The sequence below is a fragment of the Ruminococcus sp. D54t1_190329_F1 genome (assembly GCF_015551645.1).
Classification (GTDB): Bacteria; Bacillota; Clostridia; order Lachnospirales; family Lachnospiraceae; genus Blautia_A; species Blautia_A faecis.
In genome coordinates, this window is sequence record NZ_JADNDC010000013.1 from 56,950 (window position 1) to 80,350 (window position 23,401).

Sequence of the window (23,401 nt, forward strand, 5' to 3'; positions counted from 1 at the left end):
TTTTGCATTAGGAGTGGCCTTATGAAAAAAGTTGTAACCTGCAGTCAGATGAAGCTGCTTGACCATGGCACTATTCATAATATGCATGTTCCCTCCCTGGTTCTCATGGAGAGGGCAGCACTTGCCACAGCAGAAGAGATCCGGAAATATCTGGAAAAGAAAAACGGTTCTGCTAATTTGAAAAAAGAACGGATTCTGACCGTCTGCGGATCTGGCAATAACGGAGGTGACGGCATTGCCATTGCAAGACTTCTGCATCTGGCGGGAATTCGTTCTGAGATTTATCTTGCAGGAAATCCGGATAAAATGACAGAAGAAACCCGACATCAGTGGGATATTGCCATGAGCTACCAGGTACCGGTAATGAATAACCCTGTATGGGATGAATATACTGTTATAGTAGACGGAATTTTCGGCGTTGGACTCTCCAGGGAGATTACCGGGAATTACAAAGAGATAATTGACCATATGAATGAAGCTCCTGCGTATAAAGTAGCGGTGGATATTCCGTCTGGCATTCATGGAGATACGGGAGCTGTTCTTGGAACTGCTTTTGAGGCAGATCTTACCGTAACATTTGCATATAAAAAACGTGGACTTTGTCTGTATCCGGGAAGAGCTTATGCTGGCAGAATTGTGGTGGCGGATATTGGAATTTATGACCGGGACCGTGATGGCAGTGAGCTTGCAAGCAAGGCTGCCTGGCATATGGAAAAATCTGACGTGAAAACTCTTCCGGCAAGAAAACCATGGGGAAATAAAGGAACATTTGGCAAGGTCCTTCTTGTAGCGGGTTCGAAGGGAATGTGCGGAGCAGCCTGCCTGAGTGCCAGTGCAGCACTTCATGGAGGTGCCGGGATGGTGAAGATCCAGACTGTGGAAGAGAACCGGATTCCTTTACAGAGCCTTTTGCCTGAGGCAATGCTGACCAGCGAATTTGATGAGGAAGCCAATAGGAAAAATTTAAACTGGTGTGATGTGCTGGTGATCGGTCCAGGGCTTGGAACAGAAGGCTCAGGAAAGGAAAGAATGCTTTGGTTCCTGGAAAACGGAGCAAAAGCAGGAAAGCCTGTTATACTGGATGCAGATGGTCTGAATATTCTGGCAATGCATCCACAGTGGATGAAATTCCTAGGGGAACAGACCATTCTCACACCCCACATGGGCGAGATGAGCCGTCTTTGCGGCTTGGATGTATCAGAACTAAAGGAAGACCCTGTAGCCCGTGCTTATCAATATGCAGAGAAAAGTGGCGGTGTTCTGGTACTGAAAGACGCATGTACAGTAGTGACTGACCAGAATGAAAAGCTGTATCTGAATCTTTCTGGTAATTCGGGAATGGCCACAGCAGGAAGCGGAGATGTACTTTCCGGTATTATCGCAGCTGTTCTCTGCATGTATTTAAGCTGTGAGGAAGAACAGGAGCTTTCCTATAAAGCTGCCCTGGCAGTGTATATTCATGGTCTTTGCGGCGATATTGCCAGAGAGAAAAAAGGATCTCACGGCATGACGGCGAAGGATATGATCGAAGCCCTGCCGGAAGTTTTGAAACTGGCAGAAGTTCAGAGTAAAGGATGAGAATTGTGACGTACATTTTGCAGAACGCCTTTTGGAGCATGCTCTGATAAATTTAGAAAATCGAGGAAAATGTTATGGAAAAATACAGCAGAATCAAAGCATTGATTTCTCTTGATGCAATCAGATATAATTTTGAACAGATGAAGAAGAACATAAAAGAGGGAACAAAGATCATCGCAGTAATCAAAGCGGATGCATATGGTCACGGTGCAGTACCTATTGCGAGAATGCTTGAGGAATTTGATTATATATGGGGATTTGCTGCAGCTACAGCCCAGGAGGCATTACAGCTTCGAAGAGCCGGGATCACAAGACCGATTCTGATCCTGGGACTGGTATTTGAAGAATATTATAAGGAACTTGCCGAAAATGATGTGCGCATGGCCGTCTGTGATTATGAGACAGCCAGGAAATTTAACAAAGCTGCTGAAGAAGCAGGCAAAAAAGGTCTGATCCATCTGGCTGCGGATACCGGCATGACCAGGATCGGATTTAAGGACAGCGAAGAGAGTCTGGAGGAAATCCGCAGAATTGCAGCTCTTCCCAATGTGGAAATTGAAGGTTTATTCACTCACTTTGCAAGAGCAGATGAATACGACCGCACCCCGGCAATGGTTCAGCTGAAACGATATCTTGATTTTGCGGATCTTCTGGAAAAAAATGGAATCCATATTCCACTGCATCATTGTTCCAATAGTGCCGGAATAATCCGTGTACCGGAAGCCAACCTGAACATTGTCCGTGCAGGAATTACCATTTATGGAATTTATCCCTCTGAGGAAGTGGAAAAAGACATTGTAATGCTGAAACCTGTAATGTCACTGAAGAGTCATGTTTCCTACGTGAAGGATGTGGAGCCGGGGGTTCAGGTAAGCTACGGTGGAACCTACACGACAGATCATATTACAAAGATAGCGACGATTCCTGTTGGATACGCAGATGGATACCCAAGAATGCTTTCTAATAAAGGCTGGGTTTTGATCCATGGAAAAAAAGCGCCGATCTGTGGCAGAGTCTGTATGGACCAGTTTATGGTAGACGTGACAGAAATCCCGGATGTAAAGACAGGGGATGAAGTGACACTGCTTGGAAAAGATGGAGATGAGGTTATCAGTGCAGATACACTGGGAGATCTGTCAGGCCGTTTTTCCTATGAATTTCTATGTGATATCAGCAAGCGTGTGCCAAGGATCTATATCAGAGATGGGAAAGAGTGCGGCGAGCTGACATATTTTGACTGAGGATATTTAGATTTCCCTTATCTGCTTTGCAAGAACCCGTAACGAATTGCGGGAAAAATACCACACATGTATACACATGAAAAAAGTTGGAAATACTTATTTTCAGAAAAGTAAAAGTAAAACGGAGTGTGAATTGTGTGGTAATTAAAAGAGGGGATATTTTTTATGCGGATCTTCGGCCCGTGGTGGGAAGCGAGCAGGGAGGTATCCGACCGGTACTTATTATTCAGAATGATGTAGGCAACAGACATAGTCCTACCGTGATCTGCGCAGCGATTACATCCAAAATGAACAAGGCGAAGCTGCCCACCCATATTGAGATTGATGCATCGGCCTATGGAATTGAAAAAGATTCTGTAATTTTGTTAGAACAGCTTCGCACCATTGACAAGAGAAGATTAAAAGATAAAGTATGTCACCTGGACGGTCCTATGCTTGACAAGGTGAACCATGCTCTTGAAATCAGCCTGGAGCTTACATTCTCTTGACGAAAAGAAACTTTAGTGATATAGTTGTAAAGTCTCAGCGGCATTGACTGCCGCAATTGCACATTCGTGCTGCTGTGGAATAAGGAAGCAGCAGTATGTTTTCGTTACTGCGAAGGTAATAAGCAGTAACGCTGTCTAGGAGGAACAAAGGTTTAATATATGGAATCTGGCAGTAGTATGCCCCTGGCGGGCTTTGTCATTTTATTATTGCTTTTGTGGCTGAATGGTATTTTTTATGGATTTTCAGCTGCAGTGCACAATCTGAGCGAAAACGAAGTGGAGAAACGGGCGCAGGAAGGAGATAAGAAAGCAGTCTTTCTTCTTTCCCTGATCAACAATCCTGTTTCATTTGTCAATGCGATTCCGCTGATTGTTATGGCTTCCGGAGTCTGTTTCGGAGCATTTATCGTTCCATGGGCTACCGAGACCTTTCATCCCTACATAAAGCATTTGGCTGCATTGATCCTGGTGCTTGCACTGGTGATCATTCTGCTTGCGTCTCTTGGTATTCTTACATTCAGGAGAATCGGAACCTATCACCCGGAGAAATATGCATATCGGTATATGAAGATTGTGGGATTTTTTACCAGGATCCTGTATCCTTTTACTATGTGCGTAACCTTTATTGCCAAGCTGGCAGCAAGGCCATTTGGTGTTGCTTTTAATCAGTCAGAGGATCCGGTGACGGAGGAAGAGATCATTTCCATTGTAGATGAAGCCCATGAGCAGGGTGTCATTGAGGAAAACGAAGCAGAGATGATCCAGAATATCATGGAGTTTACGGACACTGAAGCCAAGGACATTATGACGCATCGCAAGAATGTGATCGCATTTGATGAGGAGGACAATCTTCAGACCATTGTGGATACCATGCTTGAGGAAGGAAATTCCCGTTATCCTGTATTTAGAGAGACGATAGATAATATAGTAGGAATTATTCATTATAAAGATGCTTTGAAATTTCTCACCAGGAATTCCTGGGCGAAGTTCAAACCCCTTAAGGATCTGCCGGGATTGATCAGAGAAGCTTCTTTTATTCCGGAGACAAGGGGAATCAGTGATCTTTTCAAATCCATGCAGATGAAGAAAATTCATATGGCAGTGGTAGTGGACGAGTATGGACAGACTTCAGGAATTGTCTCAATGGAAGATATTCTGGAGGAAATCGTAGGAGATATTCTGGATGAATACGATGAAGACGACAGTACGTTCCGGACGCAGAAGGATAACAGTGTGATCATTGACGCACTGGCGTATCTGGAAGATGTAGCGGAAGAGCTTGGAATTGATTTCGGTAAAGTGGAATTTGAGACCTTAAATGGTTATCTGACGAATCTTCTTGGACATATTCCCACAGAAGATGATCTGGATAAAGAAATTGTTGTAAACGGCTACCGTTTCAGAATTCTTTCCCTTGGCAACAAAACCATCGGAAAGGTGCGGGCCGAAAAGATAAAAAAAGAACCAAAAGGAGAGGATAAGAAATGTCAGGACATTCAAAATTCGCAAACATAAAGCACAAGAAAGAAAAAAACGATGCTAAAAAAGGAAAAATCTTTACCATCATCGGTCGTGAGATCGTAATGGCTGTTAAAGCAGGTGGTCCGGATCCGAACAACAATGGTAAGCTTCGTGACGTTATTGCAAAGGCAAAGGCAAACAACATGCCAAACGATACCATTGAGCGTGGTATTAAGAAAGCAGCCGGTGCTGATTCCGCAGACAGTTATGAGAAAGCTGTATACGAAGGATATGGTCCGAATGGTGTTGCCATCATCGTTGAGACTCTGACTGATAACAAGAACCGTACAGCCAGCAACGTAAGAAACGCTTTTACAAAGGGTAACGGAAGCATTGGAACCCAGGGCTGTGTATCCTATATGTTCGATCAGAAGGGTCAGATCATCATCGACAAGGAAGAGTGCGAGATGGACGCTGACGAACTGATGATGACCGCTCTTGATGCAGGTGCTGAGGATTTCAACGAAGAAGAGGACAGCTATGAAGTTCTCACTGCTCCGGATGATTTAGGTGCAGTACGCGAGGCTCTTGAGGCCGCAGGTGTTCCGCTTCTTGAGGCACAGGTTGCCATGATCCCGCAGACAACTGTTGAACTGACAGATGAGAAATCCCTTAAGGATATCCAGAGAATCCTTGATCTTCTGGATGATGACGACGATGTAACAGATGTATGGCATAACTGGGACGAATAATTTAATCAGATTTGCAGATACTACCTCCATACGATTGTGTGGAGGTATTTTTTATGCAGCAAAGAGAGGATAATGAAGCAGAAAGTGAAAAAAAAGAATCTGTAGAAAAAGAAGAACAGCAAAATAAGCAGATCCGTGATATGGGACAGGTTATTTTAAATGAGAATTCCAATAAATACAAAGTGGAACTTCTGACGATCATCGGTGAGGTAGAGGGGCACGAATCGGCGCCGTCTCACAGCAAAACTACCAAATATGAGCATGTTTTGCCAAAGCTTGCCATGATCGAGGATGACAAGTCTGTGGACGGGCTTCTGGTTTTGCTTAATACTGTGGGCGGTGACGTGGAAGCTGGTCTTGCCATTGCAGAGATGATCGCCTCTTTAAGCGTGCCCACAGTGTCCCTGGTACTTGGAGGCGGTCACTCCATTGGTGTTCCCATGGCTGTATCTGCAGATTATTCTTTTGTAGTTCCCAGTGCCACCATGGTGATCCACCCTGTTCGCACAAATGGCATGTTTATTGGCGTCGCCCAGTCCTACCGCAACATGGAGAAAATCCAGGACCGGATCACCACCTTCATTTCCAGTCACACTCACATGTCCCAGGAAAGACTGGAAGAACTAATGCTGGACACTACGCAGCTGGTAAAAGATGTGGGAACTATGTTAGAAGGTCCGGAGGCAGTGAAAGAAGGTCTAATCGATGAAGTTGGAGGAATGAAAGAAGCTCTTGGGAAATTATATGATTTAATTGGGAAAGAGAAAAGCAAATCCCCTGAAAAATGAAAAATTATACATTTTTTGGAAAAAATATAAGAAAAACAGGAGAATTTTATTTTACTAACCTGTCTTTTTGTGCTATAGTGTTATAGGATATGACCGACACAAGTGTCCATACAGCGGACATATACATGAAGTGACGGTTAAATATAGGTTACTGCCCGCGGAGTGAGCAGCAACAAATATAGTACTTCAGGAGGGAACTATGTATAAGATACTCAACGCAGAGAAACTTTCTGCAAATGTTTTTCTTATGGATGTGGAAGCTCCTCGTGTGGCTAAGCATTGTCTGCCTGGCCAGTTCGTCATCGTGAAAATGGACGAAGTAGGAGAGAGAATTCCGCTTACAATCTGCGACTATGATGCAGAGAAAGGTACTGTAACAATCGTTTTCCAGCCGGCTGGTGCTTCAACAACCAGAATGGCCCAGCTGAAAGCAGGCGATTACTTCGAAGATTTTGTTGGACCTCTGGGACAGCCATCTGAGCTTTGCCATGAAGATCTCGAAGAGCTTAAGAAGAAAAAAATCGTTTTCGTAGCAGGTGGTGTTGGTACAGCTCCTGTATATCCTCAGGTGAAATGGCTTCACGAGCATGGCATTACCGCTGATGCGATCGTTGGTGCCAAGACAAAGGATCTCCTTATTCTTGAGGACAAGATGAAAGAAGTATGTAATCTGTATGTTACTACAGATGATGGTTCTTATGTACGTAAAGGTATGGGTACAGATGTACTTCGTGACCTTGTGCAGAATCAGGGCAAAGAGTATGATCTCTGCGTTGCAATCGGACCGATGATCATGATGAAATTTGTCTGCCTGTTAACAAAAGAACTGAACATTCCTACAGTTGTCAGCATGAACCCGATCATGGTAGACGGAACCGGTATGTGCGGAGCCTGTCGTTTAATGGTTGGCGGCGAAGTGAAATTTGCCTGCGTAGACGGACCGGAATTTGATGGACATAAAGTTGATTTCGACCTTGCCATGAAGAGACAGCAGATGTATAAGACCGAAGAGGGACGTGCTCTTCTGAAGCTTCAGGAAGGCGATACCCATCACGGCGGATGCGGACATTGTGGAGGTGACAAATAATGGCAGATGTATTAAAGAAAGTACCAGTCAGAGAGCAGGCTCCTAAGGTTCGTGCTACTAACTTTGAAGAGGTTTGCCTTGGTTACAATAAAGAAGAGGCAATGGAAGAAGCAAACAGATGCCTTGGCTGTAAGAAAGCAAAATGTATGGAAGGATGCCCGGTATCTATCAATATCCCAGGCTTCGTTCATGAAGTAAAAGAAGGAAACTTTGAAAAAGCTTACCAGATCATCGGTGAGTCCAGTGCTCTTCCGGCTGTTTGCGGACGTGTATGTCCTCAGGAGACACAGTGCGAGGGTAAATGTATCCGCGGTCTGAAAGGGGAAGCTGTTTCCATTGGTAAACTGGAGCGTTTCGTTGCTGACTGGGCGAAGGAGAATGGTATCAAACCAGTTCCGGCTGCACAGAAGAACGGACATAAAGTTGCAGTGATCGGTTCCGGTCCTTCCGGACTTACCTGCGCCGGAGATCTTGCAAAGATGGGTTACGATGTAACAATCTTCGAGGCACTTCACAAAGCTGGTGGAGTTCTTGTTTATGGTATTCCGGAATTCCGTCTTCCAAAAGACAAAGTAGTTGCAGCAGAGGTTGAGAACGTAAAATCTCTGGGTGTTAAGATTGAGACCAACGTTATCATTGGTAAATCCGTAACAATCGACGAGCTTCTTAAAGATGAGGGCTTTGAGGCTGTATTTATCGGATCCGGTGCCGGACTTCCTATGTTCATGGGAATCCCGGGTGAGCAGGCTAACGGTGTATTCTCCGCTAACGAGTACCTGACACGTAACAACCTTATGAAAGCATTCCGTGAGGATTATGATACTCCGATCGCACATGGCAAGAAGGTTGCTGTTGTTGGTGGTGGTAACGTTGCTATGGACGCTGCAAGAACTGCACTTCGTCTTGGCGCAGAGGTACATATTATTTATCGTCGTTCAGAAGCAGAGCTTCCTGCACGTAAAGAGGAAGTTCATCACGCAAAAGAAGAGGGCGTACAGTTTGATCTTCTCTGCAATCCTGTTGAGATCCTTACAGATGACAAAGACTGGGTAACCGGTATTAAATGTATCCGTATGGAGCTTGGCGAGCCGGACGCTTCCGGAAGAAGACGCCCTGTTGAGATTCCTGGTTCTGAGTTTACCATCGACGTTGATACTGTTATCATGTCCCTTGGTACAAGCCCGAACCCGCTGATTTCTTCTACAACCATCGGTCTTGATGTAAACAAGAGAAAATGTATCATTGCTGACGAAGAGTTTGGTAAGACTTCAAAAGAAGGCGTATATGCTGGTGGAGATGCTGTTACAGGTGCTGCCACTGTTATCCTTGCTATGGGAGCAGGTAAAGCAGGTGCACGCGGCATCGATGAGTATATTAAGAGCAAATATGCAAAATAAAAGCTGCTGGCCTCAAAATGGACAGTAACAAATATATGCACCTTTTTTCTGAGAAGTAAGAAGGTGTGAGTTCCCTGTCTGGGATTTCGGTTTGAAATCTCAGGCAGGGTTTTTTCTATATATTATAGCGTGTTTGAAAAATCATTCCTGCAATCTGCCGACAAAACAGTCGTTCGATTAAAGTTGTATCTTTGCCTGCTTTGTGGTATAATAAGTACGCTTGACGGGTTTTCGCGGCCCGTCTTATCCCAAAGAAAAGGAAATATTGAATATGTCAGTTTTACAGGCGATTTTATTAGGAATTGTTCAGGGAATCACGGAGTTTCTTCCTGTGAGCAGTTTCGGACATCTGGCAGCCATAGAAAATGCAATGGGAATTACACGAAACACTGCAGTCCTTTTTGAAGTGCTTCTTCACATAGGCACGATGGTGGCAGTTTTTTTTGCATTCCATGAGGATCTTCGCCGGATCGGAGAGGAGCTTCTGGGCATGATCATGGATATAATCGGGAATGTAAATATCTATTTTCACAACAGGAAAACCGGTGAGAATCTCCACTATGCCAGAGTGGTGCACGGAACATACCGTAAATTTACAGCGATTATGGCTGTATCATTTATTCCCACAGCATTGCTTGGATACATTTGCAGAAGACTGGTGACAAGAGCGGCGATTTCCCCGCTTCTTCCAGGAGCATGTATCCTTGTGACAGGAGTGTTTCTTCTTGTGACAGACCTCAGTAATATCGGTGGAATCAAGACACCGAAAGATGTGACTTATGACAATGCCATGTGGATTGGAATTTGTCAGGGGATTTCCGTATTTCCAGGTATATCCAGATGTGGAATGACGATTTGTGCAGGCTTATTATGCGGTTTCAGCAGGAAATTTGCAGTGAAATATTCTTATCTTATCAGCATTCCGGCAGTTCTGGGCTCTCTTTTTCTGGAGCTTGGACAGTTTACCACGCCAAAGATGAGTGTGTCTCTTGGATTTACCTATGTCTTTGGTATGATCGTGGCGGGAGTAGTTGGATATTTTATGATACGCAATCTGCTCCGCATTTTGCAGCATGCGAAACTGCGCTATTTCGCATTTTACTGTTTTGTGGCAGGAGCCATAGCGCTTATTAGCAATTTTGCATAACTGTCCGGCAGGAAAGCTTACAGAAACACGGATCGGTTACAAATTTGCCTGATGAAGGGGGAACTTTTTAATGGCAGCGTCTAATACGCCGAAGAAATCAACGACCAAACATGGTACATCCGCGAAGAAAAAATCTTCCGCACGTACCCAGTCTAAAAAGAATACAGCAGGAAAGCAGTCAATATCCAGCGGCTTTCAGACGGAAATCATACTTCTGGTGCTGATGGCGGCAGCGATCATTCTTATGGTAAGTTGTGTCGGACTTGGTGGAAATGTCGGAGGAAGCATCAGCAAGGTACTCATGGGAGTAATGGGACTGATGGCTTATATTTTTCCCGTTGTACTTTTTATTATGGCAGCATTTCTGATCTCCAATAAGGGAAATGTGCTTGCTTATAAAAAAACAGCCGCCGCCGCAGTTCTGTTTCTGATCTGCTGTGGACTGGCACAACTTTTTACAGAAGGCTATACAGAAAGTATAACTCTTGCAGAATATTACAGGATCAGTTCTGAGTATCGTACTGGTGGCGGAGCCATTGGAGGCGCAATCTGTATTTCTACAATCTCCGCATTTGGAACCATCGGTGCTTATGTGATCATTGTACTTGTGATCCTGGTATGTTTGATCCTGATCACGCAGCATTCTTTCCTGGGATTTTTGTATAAGGTTTATGATAAGATCCTGGAAGCTGTGAAGGGGCAGCAGGCGCTCTATCAGGAGGGAGCACCGGAGCGTCAGCTGAAGAAGCAGCTGAAAGTCCAGCAGCGCCAGCTGGCAGCCCAGGAGCGCCGTGAGAAAAGGATGCAGGAGCTGGAAGCTGCACTTGCCGAAGAAGGGATTGCTTCAGATATGGTGGAAGAACCATCCCGTTTTGAGAAAAAGGCAGCCAAACAGAAAGGGAAAAAGGCTTCCAGGACAGCTGGAAATGATTCCAGGGCAAATTCCCGGATGAGAATGCGTGGAAATAACCAGACCCGGGGCAGAAGAGGAGAAAACCTGGATTCTACAAGCTTTCTTGCAGGGACAGATTTATTTGAAGATAGAAATTCCGAGGAAAGCGGGGAATCTGTGGATCAGGAATTTCCTTTAAATCCAGAGAATGCCATGAATCCGGGAGATGCAGGATCACTGGAGAATATGACTACAGTGAATGGAGAATTTTCCGAGAGTGCTTCTGCTCAGAATCTTCCGATTAATACAGGAAAGTATGTGGATATCAGTGAGTATCGGGTCCAGGATGATAATCTGTCAATTGATGACAGAGAATCACAGGAGGAAACACAGCTGCAGTTTGCAATTCACCGTTCTGAGCCAGAGCAGTCAGACGAGCCAGATCTGAATACGAGCGCCTCCTCTGGACAAGATGATCCTGTACCGTCATATTCTATGGAAAAGGATACCACGGAAGAGGACGGTACTGTCTATATGAAAAATCCAGTTAGCAGTGACCAACCAGCTGAGGCAGAGGAAGAAGAAAACAGTTATGATGGAGTGGATTTTAATGAAGCTATGGCTACCATGCAGAATGCAGTTGCTTTGACGAGAGATACTTCTGGCGCAGCAGGTGGCGCTGCCCATGGATCTCCGGCAACTTCTGGCTTCCACTCTTCTGAAGCTTCTGACGAAATGGCAGCGGGGAATGGAGTTTCGGATGAAACTACTTCCCGTCAGTCGGCGAAGAATCCTAAGTCTTCCAGGCAGGAGATTGCCAACGGAATTGTAAATATCCAGCATGAGATCAAAACCCAGGAAGCGGCGGTGAAAAAGGAATATCAGTATCCGCCTGTGAATCTTCTGAAACGTGGAAATGGGAAATCCCAGGGAGATTCTGATTCCCATCTTCGAAAGACAGCTCAGAAATTACAGGAAATCCTGTATAATTTCGGAGTAAATGCCAAGGTTACAAACGTAAGCTGCGGACCTACAGTTACCAGGTATGAGCTGCAGCCGGAAATGGGTGTAAAGGTAAGCAAGATCGTAGGTCTCTCTGATGATATCAAGCTGAATCTTGCCGCGCCGGATATCCGTATCGAAGCTCCGATCCCGGGTAAAGCAGCTGTAGGTATCGAGGTACCAAATAAAGAACACAGTGCGGTTATGCTCCGTGATCTGATCCAGAGCCCGGAGTTTATGAATGCCAAATCCAAGCTGGCTTTTGCTGCTGGTAAAGATATTGAGGGTAAGACGATCGTGGCAGATATTGCCAAGATGCCCCACCTTCTAATCGCAGGTTCCACCGGATCTGGTAAATCTGTTTGTATCAATACACTTATTATCAGTATTTTATATAAAGCCAAGCCAGACGAGGTTAAGCTGATCATGATTGACCCGAAAGTGGTAGAGCTTAGTGTTTATAATGGTATCCCGCATCTGTTCATTCCGGTTGTCACAGATCCGAAGAAAGCTGCGGGGGCTCTGAACTGGGCAGTAAATGAGATGAGTAACCGTTACAATACTTTTGCAGAGTATGGGGTACGAAATCTGGAAGAGTTTAACCGCAAGATTGAGAAGATGAAGTTCCCGGAGGGAGAGCAGCGCCCTGAGAAAATGTGTCAGATCGTCATTATCGTAGATGAGCTTGCAGACCTTATGATGGTTGCACCAGGGGATGTGGAGGACGCTATTTGTCGTCTGGCCCAGCTGGCCCGTGCTGCAGGCATCCATCTGGTTATTGCTACCCAGAGACCGTCTGTCAATGTTATTACCGGTCTTATTAAGGCGAACATGCCGTCACGTATTGCCTTTGCTGTCACTTCCGGTGTGGACTCCAGAACCATTCTGGATATGAACGGCGCAGAGAAGCTTCTTGGTAAAGGAGATATGCTGTTTTATCCGCAGGGCTACCAGAAGCCTGCCAGACTGCAGGGAGCCTTTGTTTCAGATGACGAAGTCAGTAATATTGTGGATTTCCTTGCAGATAAAAATCCACGGACAGATTACGACAATAAGATTGAACAGCAGATGAACAATGCGGTTCTTACAGCTGGCGGAAGCTCCGGCGGCAATGAGCGGGATGTCTATTTCGAGCAGGCGGGTAAGTTCATTATTGAGAAGGAAAAGGCTTCCATCGGTATGCTGCAGAGAATGTATAAGATTGGATTTAACCGCGCAGCCCGTATTATGGACCAGCTGTGCGATGCAGGGGTTGTAGGACCGGAAGAGGGCACCAAGCCACGTAAGGTACTTATGTCTATGGAGGAATTCCAGTCATATGTGGAAGAACATTTATAGGAAATTAATTCATGTTATGAAAATTTGTATATGAATAATAGCACAGAGCCTGTCTAAATACGTTTAAAATAAACTATGAGGACGGATTATCAGAAGTATGAATTGGAGTAATAGTTAAGAAAATATAATACATGTAAAGGAGACAATAAAAATGGTAAAACATATGGTAATGTGGTCATTTAAAGAAGAGATTCCTGAGGAGAAGAAGCCTGAATTAAAAGCACAGATCAAAGAACATCTTGAAGGTCTGGTTGGTGTTGTGCCAGGGCTCATTAAGGCAGAGGTTGTTACAGACCTTCTTCCATCCAGCACACGTGATTTGTGCCTGATCACTGAGCTGGAGAGCGCTGAGGCACTGGCTGCCTATGCAGTAAATCCGAATCATGTTCATGTTGCGGACACTTACGTAAGACCAAATGTATGCGACCGTGTAGCAATGGACTTTGAGGTGTAAATGGAAATTCGTATTATCACAGTTGGAAAAATTAAAGAGAAATACCTGAATGACGGAATTGCAGAGTACGCCAAGCGCCTTGGCCGCTACTGTAAGTTGAATTTTATCCAGGTGCCAGATGAGAAGACTCCGGATAAAGCTTCCGATGCGCTGAACCGTCAGATCAAAGAGACGGAGGGCAATCGGCTTCTTAGCCATATTCGCGATACAGATTATGTGATTGCACTTGCTATAGAGGGTAAAATGCTGGATTCTGTAGAGCTTTCTGACCTGATTGCCAGATTAGGCGTTCAGGGAAAAAGCAGCATTGCCTTTGTGATCGGAGGATCACTTGGGCTTTCTGATGCTGTTTTGAAACGGGCAGATTATAAGCTCAGTTTTTCAAGAATGACGTTTCCGCATCAATTGATGCAGATGATTCTGTTGGAACAAATTTACAGGGGATATCGGATTATGAATCATGAGCCTTATCATAAATAATGAGATTTCATTTTTGTAAAGTTCCATAAATGATAATTACAGACACAAGAACTCCCAGATGTTAGAGCATGTTCGAGGCAGCTAACATCCGGGAGTTTATTAGTTTACACGAGCAATCAGTCAAAACCTAAAGCCGACGTTTGTGTAAGTTTCTGGCGATTGCTGCCATAACGCGCAAAACGTGTGGTGTACGGTTTGTTAAAGCTTGCAATATATTTGAAGATAAATTTGGAAGTGGTACTTAAATTCCACTTGTACGGATAGATTCCACAGCCTCTTTGATTTTCTCTGGTGGAAGTACCAGCGCGAAGCGCACATATCCTTCCCCATGAGGACCAAAGCTTGCGCCAGGAGTAACGATGACACCGGCTTTTTCCATTAATTCCATACAGAATGCCATGCTGTCCGTGCGTTTTCCCGGAAGCTTTGCCCATACGAACATAGTTCCTTTGCCGTTTGGCTTCTCCCAGCCAATGGAAGCAAGTCCGTCGCATAGAGCATCACGGCGTGCCTGGTATTGTCTGCATTGTTCTTTTACGCTGTCAAGAGGTCCCTCAAGAGCAGCGATAGCAGCTTTCTGGATTGGCAGGAACATACCGAAATCGATCTGGCTGCGAAGCTTTTTTAGAGCAGAGATGATTTCTGGATTTCCAATGAGAAAGCTGATTCTGGCGCCGGTTACGTTAAAGGATTTGGAAAGGCTGAAAAACTCAACACCAACCTCCCGCGCACCAGGAGTGGCAAGAAAACTTCCACCTTCCACACCATCAAAGATAATGTCGCTGTATGCATTATCATGGATAATTAAAATATCGTATTTTTTTGCAAATGCAACAATTTCTTCATAAAGTCCTGGTGTGGCAATGCTTCCTACCGGGTTGGATGGAAGAGAGACTACCATGTAACGGGATTTGCGAGCCACATCTTCTGGAATATCCTTTACATATGGCAGGAAATCATGCTCTGCTACAAGCGGGTAGTAGTAAGGAACTGCGCCTCCTAATTTGCTTCCTGCTGCGAAAACCGGATAGCACGGATCTGGAAGAAGAACCACGTCTCCCTCGTCGCATAAAGTCATGCCAAGATGTCCCATGCCTTCCTGACTGCCATAAACGGACATTACCATATCCGGTGTGATTTCCACATGGAAGCGCTTCTTGTAATATGCACAGACCGCATCCAGAAGCTCAGGCAGATCGCGGAGACTGTAACGCCAGTTCTGATCGTCAGCAGCAGCTTCCATCAGTGCTTTCTTAATATGATCCGGTGTATGGAAATCCGGCGTTCCAACACTCATGTTGTAGATCTTCTTTCCCTGTTTCTCAAGTTCAAGCCGCCTTTCATTGAGCGCGGCAAAAATTTCATCTCCAAATAAATTCAGTCTTTTGGAAAAATTCATCGTAAGTAAGCCTTCTTTCTCTCAAAATGCCAAACCAATAGGTTTATGCTAAAATCCTGTTTATTTTATCACAGTACTACAACAGAGTGCAAGACAAAAATGTATTTTCGGGAAAGACATTTGTATTGCTAATAGCAAACGAAAATGGATGGCTGCCGTGCACTGCCAGATTTAGGGGTAAAGTTCTTTTTTGTATAAATTTTAGAAAAAAATAGCAGCAGACACTTAAGAGGGCATTGTCTAAAAATAGAGAAACGTGTATAATTGGCTATATCAAACCAAGGGAGGAAAAGAAAATGAAGAAGTTTCTCGAAGAATTTAAGGAATTTTTTGCATGGTGAAAGCTCTGAATAAAGCAGCTGAGAAAATCCCCCCCCTTGATTTGAATAAAAAGACATGCGAGGATATAAATGAAAGACTACATGGCCCCTATGGAGGGCGTGACAAACTTTGTATACCGCCGGACGTATCACCGGTTTTATCATCCCATGGATAAATATTTTACTCCGTTTATTTCTGCCAAGCCGAAGAAAAACCTGAGCTTCCAGGAAATTTGCGAGGTGTCACCGGAGCGGAATGAGGGAATGTACGTGGTTCCCCAGATCCTGACCTGCAATGCAGATGATTTTATCCGTACTGCCCAGCTTTTGAAAGATGATTACGGACACCAGGAAGTGAACCTGAATCTTGGTTGTCCTTCTGGAACAGTTACAGCGAAGGGAAAGGGTGCCGGATTTCTGGCAGAGCCCCAGAAGCTGGATCAGTTCCTGGATCAGATTTTTTCGAAACTTGATATGAAAATTTCCATAAAGACCAGAATTGGAACTCACTACGAGGAAGACTGGGAGTATCTGCTGGCCATTTATGAAAAATATCCCATTCATGAACTGATCATCCACCCAAGGATTCAGACAGATATGTATCGCGGAGTGCCGCGGCTCGGAGCTTATGAGAAGGCTGTAAACCGTCTGAAAATGCCACTTTGCTATAATGGGAATCTGTTTTCTGCAGCTGATTATAAGCGGATTACAGAGCGTTTTCCAGACACTTGCTGCTTCATGTATGGAAGAGGGCTGATCACGAATCCGGGGCTGGTAACTGAGATCCGGGAAGGCATTCGTCCGGATAAAAAGACAGTAAGAGAATTCCATGATTGTCTTTTCGAAGAGTATCGGGAACTTCTTTCCGGCGAACGGAATGTGCTGTTCCGTATGAAAGAATTATGGAGCTATATGGCCGTTAATTTTACAAATTATGAGAAATATGCCAAGAAAATCAAGAAATCCCAGCATCTGTCAGAGTATTCGTCTGTGGTATCCAGTTTATTTGCAGAGCAGGATTTGATAGATTAAGTATTTTGGATATTTAGAACGCTGAAAGGATCCCCCTTGGCGGGCTAAATAGCAATAAATAATTCGAAAGAGGAATAACATGTTAAATACCGATCGTTTTGAAGAATTTATATCTCAGTATCCCATTTATGAATACCGCCTTGTGGATACTGCTGAAATAGAGGTAAGAGAGCGGGTGCGGATCATCTGCAAACAGGAGTGTGAGCGTTACGGCACTACCTGGGCCTGTCCCCCTGCTGTGGGCAGTCTGGAAGAATGTGGGAAGCGAATCCACAGTTATCCAAATGGAATCCTTTTTTCCAGTGTGGCAGAGGTTTCCGATGTGATGAACATGGCGGAAATGCTTGCTACCCGAGATGCTCACGAGGAGCTGACTACAGAGGTAGCCGGATTTTTGAAAGGGGAGGGATTTGAGACATTTACCTTGTCCACTGAATCCTGCGATCTTTGCGAGCATTGTGCCTATTTAGACGGAAAGCCCTGTCGCTTCCCTGAGAAAATGCATCCCTGCCTGGAAAGTCACGGTGTAGTGGTAAATGAGCTGGTAGAGCATCATTCCATGGAATATAATCTTGGCGGAAATACCATTCTGTGGTTTTCCCTGGTGCTTTTTCGCCAGAGAGCGTGATCTGTTAAATATAAATCAGAATGAAAAGAAAACCTCCCGCATAAGCTAGAGATAAAGACCGGGAGGCTTTTTTTATGTCTGTATCAGAACGTTTTATGACAGCTATGGAACTTCCTGGTGACCTGTCCTGTAAAGCCCCTATTATAACGATTACCGGACCGTCGCAGGTACAGATTGAAAATTATAAAAGCATCTTATCCTATACAAGCGAGAAATTAATCGTGGTTACCTGCCAGGGACGCGTGATCCTTCAAGGGAAAAATCTGGAAATATTTCATTACACTACTTGGGAAATGGAAATAAAAGGGCAGATTTTGTCGGTAATGTTAGAGCGTGTTTGAAAAATCATTTCCGCAATCTGTATGCCCCGGTTTGCAGTATATTTCACCTGAATTCGGTTGCCGTTCGGCAGTACATTGTAAATCCAATATAAATGGAGGCGAGATTAAAATGAATGACCCCGAAAAAATACTCCATGGATTTTTAGAAATTTCAGTATCCGGTGACCAGCTGGAACGTTTCCTGAATTTGTGCCATGCCAGAGCTGTCTCTTTGGAAAGAATCCGTTATCTGTCAGAAAAAAACATAACAACTCGCATCTCCATAAATGATTTCCGAAAACTCCTTCCCATACATAGAAAGACCAGAGTCCGTATCCATATTCTAAAAAAAAGAGGTTTGCCGTTTTTGCTGCTCAGAATCCAAAAACGTAAGTGCTTTACAGCCGGGTTCCTTCTTTGTGTGGTCTTGCTGCTTTGGCTCTCTGGCCACATCTGGAATATCCACATTGATGGAAATGTAAAAAATTCCACCCCTCAGCTTCTGGAATTTCTGGACCAGCAGGGAATTACCCATGGGATCCGTAAAAATCAGGTTAACTGTACCCGGATTGCCGACCTTCTCAGGAAAAACTACCCGGATATTACTTTTGTTTCCGCCAGGGTTCAAGGTACCCGGCTTCTTCTTACCATTCAGGAAGAAAACCTCACAGAAGGTATCCGGCAAACAAAATCTCCATGCAATCTGATTTCCAATCTGGATGGGAAAATTGTGAATATGGTTATCAGAAATGGAACTCCACTTGTTAAAACTGGAGACATTTGCAAACAGGGTGATATTCTGGTATCTGGCGAGGTGCCAATCCTGAATGACAGCCAGGAGGTTGTACGTGTGGAATATGTTCCGGCAGACGCAGACATCTATGTGCGCCATCAGATTGCCTATTATCAGGAGGTCCCCCTTTCCTATGAAAAAAAGGTTCAAAGCGGCACTTCAAAAACCAGCTGGTATTTTCGTGTTGGTGACTTCGTTTTTGGCGCAGATACAGGAAAAAAATCCAGATATATAACCTCAACGGAAGAAATCCCCTGGAAACTTACCGAGAATTTCGTCCTTCCTTTTTCCCTGGGAAAAATCACCCGAACACCTTATAAGATACAGAGCACAGTTTACACGAAAGAACAGGCTCAGAAGAAAGCAGTGCAGCAGCTGAGAATATATGAACAAAAACTTCTGAATAAAGGAATCCGGATTGCAGATTCCCGGTTGTCTGTCACATTTGACAGTACAAATTGTACTGTGCAGGGTACATTGACAGTAGATGAAAAAAGCGGAAAGAAGCAGAATATAGAATTCAGTCAGGAATCATAAGTGTTGAAAAACAATCTTTAGAGTGGTATACTTTTACCCAGAGATATTTTTGAACAGACACAAGGAGGAGCAGTTTTTGAAATCCACGAATATAGAGATTGACTCATTAGATATTTTACAGGAGCTTTTTGGAATCAATGATAAGCTGATCAAGGTGATTGAGAATCGTCTTGGCGTATCCATTACCCAGAGAAATTCCTGCATTACCGTAAGTGGGACTAATGACGGCAGGATACATTCAGCTGTGAATATTATTGAAGCCATGAAGGAAGCTCTTGAAAAACAGCAGCAGCTTTCCGTGGATATGATCCATCGTTTTCTGGATGAGACCGAGGAAGAGGATGACAGCGAGGAGGATATTGCAGACAGCACCCGCAAGGTGCTGGGGGATGCAGTGACTTTGAATTATAAGAATATTCCAATTCGAACTAAGACAATTGGACAGAAAAATTATATCACTGCTTTGAAGAACAATACGGTTACTATCTGTATCGGACCTGCCGGTACAGGTAAAACATACCTGGCAGTTGCTTATGCGGCAGAGCTGTACCGGAATGACGAGATTGAGAGAATCATTCTCAGCCGTCCGGCCATTGAAGCGGGCGAGAAGCTTGGTTTCCTTCCGGGAGATTTACAGGAGAAGGTTGATCCTTATCTGAAGCCGCTTTACGATGCACTAAATGACGTATTCGGGCCAGATCAGGCTGCGAAGTTAAGAGAACGGGGAATCATTGAGGTTGCACCTCTTGCATATATGCGAGGCCGTACTTTGAATAACAGTATGATCATCATTGATGAGAGCCAGAATGCCACACTTCCTATTTTGAAAATGGCACTTACCCGTATTGGTACTGGTTCTAAGATGATTCTTACCGGCGATGTAACACAGATCGACCTTTCCAAAGAGACGGATTCCGGACTTCAGAAGTGTGCTTCTATTTTGAAAAATGTAGACGATATTGCTACTATTTCCCTGACGAACCGTGATGTTGTCCGCTGCAAGATCGTGAAGGACATTGTTAAAGCATTTGAGAAAGAGGAAGCGAAAGCCCAGGAAAAGACCCAGAAGCGGGCAGTTCGGCGGACAAGCCGGTAATTGGGAAGCCAGGACAAGATTTTCAGTAAATGACAATCAATATCCTGTGGGAAGATTAATTTGAAACTGAAATGTGAATTTTACAGAATAATTCAAACAAAATAGTAAAATTGAACATATGGTGTCGCCTGTTTGAGAAATCAGGCAGATGTCATACAGGAGGAATAAGTTTTGGTAACAATAGAATACGAATGCGAGACCGATTTTGACCTTGGACTTGACTGTCCGGCGCTTGCGAAGATGGTTGCAGAGAAGGTGCTTGACATGGAGAAATGTCCATGGGATGCACAGGTAAATTTGGTTCTCACAGATAATGAAGAGATTAAAAGGGTAAATACAGAGTTCCGTGGCATTGAGAGAGCTACTGATGTTCTTTCTTTTCCAATGCTGCCATTTGAAACACCGGCAGATTATTCTGTGGCTGAAGATGATGAGTCCTGCTTTGATCTTGACAGTGGAGAGCTTCTTCTGGGAGATATTATGATTTCTGCAGAACGTGCTGCTGCCCAGGCAGAAGAGTATGGACACAGTGTAAAGAGGGAATTTTGCTTCCTAGTTGCACATAGTATGCTACACCTTCTGGGATACGATCACATGACTCCGGAGGAAGCCGCAGATATGGAAGCACGCCAGGCGAAGGCACTGGAGGAACTTGGAATTACCCGTTAAATTTTTTTGTGCATGACCCTATAGCTGGAGAGGCTTTTGCTGTTTGCCGTGAATAAGTTACTATGAAAGTTCCGGATGGCAGTTGCAAAGCGACTGATTTTCATATAAGGTGATGTCATCAGCAGGTGGCATTACCATTCCGGATGTATTTATAAGTGGCGGTTTCTGCAGTTTCTGTTCAGTTAGAAGGTTAAATATATATGCATAAGGAGGAGAAGACATGAAGAAAAAAATATTTAAACTTCTCACAGGAATGTTGCTTTCCTGCGCACTTGCAGGATCCACAGTAGCGGTACAGGCAGAGGAAGCCGGGACAGATACCGTGAAGAGTTATCTTACCGGAGAGGATGTATCTGTCGGCATTGGCCACAGACGTCCCATCGCAGTTATGCTTGGCAACGATACCAATGGCGCTCCACAGAGCGGAACTGAGAACGCAGGAGTCATTTATGAAGCACCGGTAGAGGGAAGCATCACCCGTCTCATGGCGATCATCGAGGACTATGACAATATTCCAAGGATCGGTTCTGTGCGAAGCTGCCGTGATTACTTCCTGTTCTATGCAAATGAGTATGATGCCATCTATTCTCATTATGGACAGGCTGTATATGCACTTCAGTATCTGGACCAGCACCTGATCGACAATCTGAACGGACTTACACTTGGAAATGCTTACTATCGCAGCACTGACCGTGTAGCACCGCACAATGCTTACACTGATTTCTCCCATCTTCAGGCAGGAATCCAGAGCCAGGGCTATAGCCAGGATTATAAAGAGGACTATAATGGTCATTTCCAGTTTGCACCGGAAGGAACTGAGACAACCCTGGATGACGGAGTTTCTGCAAATGTTGTGAAGCTTGATAATTTCGCTTATAACCATCCGTGGTTTGAGTACAATGCAGAGACTAAGGAGTACAGCCGCTTCCAGTTTAATGCACCGCATATTGACCAGAACACAGGTAATCAGCTGACATGTGAGAATATTATTTTACAGTATTCCAACTATGTTCCATATGATCCAAATGGTTATCTGAACGTAGATACCCAGTCCGGAGGTGAGGGCAAATACATCACCAGAGGCAAGGCAATCGACATCCACTGGACAAAGGATTCCCAGTGGGGAATCACTCATTATTATGATTCCAATAATCAGGAGATTCAGCTGAATCCTGGAAAAACATGGGTCGAGATCGTGCTGAATGATTCTGTAGGTTCTGTGTCTTTACAGTAAAATAAATTAAAAATGGAGAGGGACGTCATAAGATAAGGCGTTCCTCTTTTGTATTTACGTGAAAAACATGCTCTAGAGCCTGTCTGCACGAGCGCATGATGCAAATGAACGCGTTTTGACTTGATTTGCAAAAGTGATAGGACGATCAAAACACGGTAGAGCTCTTTCAGACTATGCAATATTTTACAGAAACAATAATTCTACACGTTAAAATGTGAAATTTTTCTGAAATTAAGAACTGTTTACCTGAAACCATGGACGAAATGAAAAAAATGATGTAAGATAAGAAATTGATATGTATGAAAACTACATGGAAACATAATAACGGAGTTGACAAATAAAATGAATGATCGGGAAAGACTGAAAGATAAAAAACGTATTGTAATCAAGATTGGAAGTTCCTCTCTTACCCATGCTGAAACTGGCAAGCTGAATCTTCGGAAACTGGAGATTCTGGTAAGGGAATTGGGCGATCTTCGAAATCAGGGTAAGGATGTGGTTCTGGTATCTTCAGGAGCCATCGCTGTTGGAGCAGCAGCTCTTGGATTTAAAGAGAAGCCACAGGAGCCTCGTCAGAAGCAGGCGTGTGCAGCGGTTGGACAGGCCAGACTTATGATGATTTACCAGAAGCTGTTTGGAGAATACAATCAGATGGCAGGTCAGATCCTGATGACCAAAAATACCATGGTAAACAACGCCAACCGCAAAAATGCAGAGAACACGTTTAATGAGCTTTTATCCATGGGTGTGATCCCTATTGTTAATGAGAATGACTCTATTTCCACCTATGAGCTTCAGTCTCTGGAAAAATTCGGAGACAACGATACCCTTTCTGCAGTGGTAGCTGCTCTTATAGGGGCAGATCTTCTGATCCTTATGTCAGACATAGACGGACTTTTTACAGATGATCCGAATACAAATCCAGATGCGAAATTTATTGACATGGTAGAAACATTGGACGATGAACTTCTTAACATGGGAAAATGCTCCTCCGGAAGCAAAGTGGGCACTGGAGGAATGGCTACCAAGCTTACAGCTGCCAGAATTGCCACAGCTGCCGGTACCGACATGGTAATTGCCAATGGCGGCGATTTTCATAATATTCACCGCATTGTGGAGGGCGACCCCTGCGGTACATTGTTTGTTGGAAAGAAAAAGGAAGAGTTTTTCCTGATCGATTATATTGAAAAATTGCTGTAACTGTTCAGTATCTTCACAGTTACAATTGCTTTAAGTTTTTGTATAAATTAAAATTACATAGAACATTC

General features: G+C 44.2%; 21 protein-coding genes. 20 read left to right on the top strand and 1 reads right to left on the bottom strand.

Features of this window, described 5'->3' with window-relative positions; genetic code table 11:
- Nucleotides 1-21 precede the first annotated feature (21 nt).
- From I2D69_RS07815 to rlmH, 12 genes are all read left to right on the top strand, one after another.
- Entirely contained in the window at nt 22-1,578 is a 1,557-nt protein-coding gene (locus I2D69_RS07815; protein WP_173770879.1) for an NAD(P)H-hydrate dehydratase, read from the top strand.
- Nucleotides 1,579-1,652: 74 nt separating this feature from the next.
- The gene (gene alr / locus I2D69_RS07820; RefSeq protein WP_173770880.1) at nt 1,653-2,819 is read left to right on the top strand and encodes an alanine racemase; all 1,167 of its coding nucleotides are present in this window, start codon (nt 1,653-1,655) and stop codon (nt 2,817-2,819) included.
- 137 nt (nt 2,820-2,956) lie between these two features.
- Nucleotides 2,957-3,307 (top strand): type II toxin-antitoxin system PemK/MazF family toxin, encoded by a 351-nt coding sequence (locus I2D69_RS07825; RefSeq protein ID WP_021926628.1) that lies wholly within the window; start codon nt 2,957-2,959, stop codon nt 3,305-3,307.
- A gap of 159 nt (nt 3,308-3,466) precedes the next feature.
- Nucleotides 3,467-4,822, top strand: a complete 1,356-nt coding sequence (locus I2D69_RS07830; protein ID WP_173715577.1) for a hemolysin family protein — start codon at nt 3,467-3,469, stop codon at nt 4,820-4,822.
- Nucleotides 4,792-5,520 carry a YebC/PmpR family DNA-binding transcriptional regulator gene (locus I2D69_RS07835; RefSeq protein WP_118578401.1) on the top strand — a complete coding sequence of 243 codons (729 nt, stop codon included), beginning with the start codon at nt 4,792-4,794 and terminating at the stop codon, nt 5,518-5,520. Before I2D69_RS07830 ends, I2D69_RS07835 begins: the two co-directional genes overlap by 31 nt.
- A 53-nt stretch (nt 5,521-5,573) precedes the next feature.
- Complete coding sequence (locus tag I2D69_RS07840; RefSeq protein WP_118578400.1) at nt 5,574-6,308, top strand: ATP-dependent Clp protease proteolytic subunit; 735 nt, start codon at nt 5,574-5,576, stop codon at nt 6,306-6,308.
- Nucleotides 6,309-6,507: 199 nt separating this feature from the next.
- Nucleotides 6,508-7,395 carry a sulfide/dihydroorotate dehydrogenase-like FAD/NAD-binding protein gene (locus I2D69_RS07845; RefSeq protein WP_118578399.1) on the top strand — a complete coding sequence of 296 codons (888 nt, stop codon included), beginning with the start codon at nt 6,508-6,510 and terminating at the stop codon, nt 7,393-7,395.
- Nucleotides 7,395-8,792: an NADPH-dependent glutamate synthase gene (gltA, locus tag I2D69_RS07850; RefSeq protein ID WP_148462574.1), complete on the top strand. Its 1,398-nt coding sequence runs from the start codon at nt 7,395-7,397 to the stop codon at nt 8,790-8,792. Before I2D69_RS07845 ends, gltA begins: the two co-directional genes overlap by 1 nt.
- A gap of 271 nt (nt 8,793-9,063) precedes the next feature.
- Nucleotides 9,064-9,939, top strand: a complete 876-nt coding sequence (locus I2D69_RS07855; RefSeq protein ID WP_118578397.1) for an undecaprenyl-diphosphate phosphatase — start codon at nt 9,064-9,066, stop codon at nt 9,937-9,939.
- Nucleotides 9,940-10,009: 70 nt separating this feature from the next.
- Complete coding sequence (locus tag I2D69_RS07860; protein WP_195379698.1) at nt 10,010-13,171, top strand: DNA translocase FtsK; 3,162 nt, start codon at nt 10,010-10,012, stop codon at nt 13,169-13,171.
- A 151-nt stretch (nt 13,172-13,322) separates the two neighbouring features.
- A complete protein-coding gene (locus tag I2D69_RS07865; protein ID WP_118578395.1) occupies nt 13,323-13,625 on the top strand; it encodes a Dabb family protein in 303 nt (100 codons plus the stop codon).
- Nucleotides 13,626-14,105: a 23S rRNA (pseudouridine(1915)-N(3))-methyltransferase RlmH gene (gene rlmH, locus I2D69_RS07870; RefSeq protein ID WP_118578394.1), complete on the top strand. Its 480-nt coding sequence runs from the start codon at nt 13,626-13,628 to the stop codon at nt 14,103-14,105.
- Between the two features lie 241 nt (nt 14,106-14,346).
- Here rlmH and I2D69_RS07875 read toward each other — a convergent pair whose 3' ends face one another.
- Nucleotides 14,347-15,504 (bottom strand): aminotransferase class I/II-fold pyridoxal phosphate-dependent enzyme, encoded by a 1,158-nt coding sequence (locus I2D69_RS07875; RefSeq protein WP_195379699.1) that lies wholly within the window; start codon nt 15,502-15,504, stop codon nt 14,347-14,349.
- Between the two features lie 410 nt (nt 15,505-15,914).
- Here I2D69_RS07875 and I2D69_RS07880 point away from each other — a divergent pair, with 410 nt between their 5' ends.
- The 8 genes from I2D69_RS07880 (at nt 15,915) to proB (ending at nt 23,333) form a co-directional block, all read left to right on the top strand.
- On the top strand, nt 15,915-16,856 hold the full coding sequence (locus I2D69_RS07880; RefSeq protein ID WP_173718690.1) for a tRNA-dihydrouridine synthase family protein: 942 nt from the start codon (nt 15,915-15,917) through the stop codon (nt 16,854-16,856).
- A 79-nt stretch (nt 16,857-16,935) separates the two neighbouring features.
- The gene (locus I2D69_RS07885; RefSeq protein ID WP_118578391.1) at nt 16,936-17,484 is read left to right on the top strand and encodes a DUF2284 domain-containing protein; all 549 of its coding nucleotides are present in this window, start codon (nt 16,936-16,938) and stop codon (nt 17,482-17,484) included.
- A gap of 74 nt (nt 17,485-17,558) precedes the next feature.
- Entirely contained in the window at nt 17,559-17,825 is a 267-nt protein-coding gene (locus tag I2D69_RS07890; RefSeq protein ID WP_118578390.1) for a YabP/YqfC family sporulation protein, read from the top strand.
- Nucleotides 17,826-17,934: 109 nt separating this feature from the next.
- Complete coding sequence (locus I2D69_RS07895; protein ID WP_173718691.1) at nt 17,935-19,134, top strand: sporulation protein YqfD; 1,200 nt, start codon at nt 17,935-17,937, stop codon at nt 19,132-19,134.
- A gap of 76 nt (nt 19,135-19,210) precedes the next feature.
- Complete coding sequence (locus I2D69_RS07900; RefSeq protein ID WP_118578388.1) at nt 19,211-20,230, top strand: PhoH family protein; 1,020 nt, start codon at nt 19,211-19,213, stop codon at nt 20,228-20,230.
- Nucleotides 20,231-20,401: 171 nt separating this feature from the next.
- Nucleotides 20,402-20,899, top strand: coding sequence for an rRNA maturation RNase YbeY (gene ybeY / locus I2D69_RS07905; RefSeq protein ID WP_226840922.1), 498 nt, complete (start codon nt 20,402-20,404; stop codon nt 20,897-20,899).
- Between the two features lie 220 nt (nt 20,900-21,119).
- Nucleotides 21,120-22,133, top strand: coding sequence for a DUF3048 domain-containing protein (locus tag I2D69_RS07910; protein WP_226814800.1), 1,014 nt, complete (start codon nt 21,120-21,122; stop codon nt 22,131-22,133).
- A 342-nt stretch (nt 22,134-22,475) separates the two neighbouring features.
- Nucleotides 22,476-23,333 (top strand): glutamate 5-kinase, encoded by an 858-nt coding sequence (gene proB, locus I2D69_RS07915; protein WP_173715582.1) that lies wholly within the window; start codon nt 22,476-22,478, stop codon nt 23,331-23,333.
- The last annotated feature ends 68 nt before the right edge of the window (nt 23,334-23,401 follow it).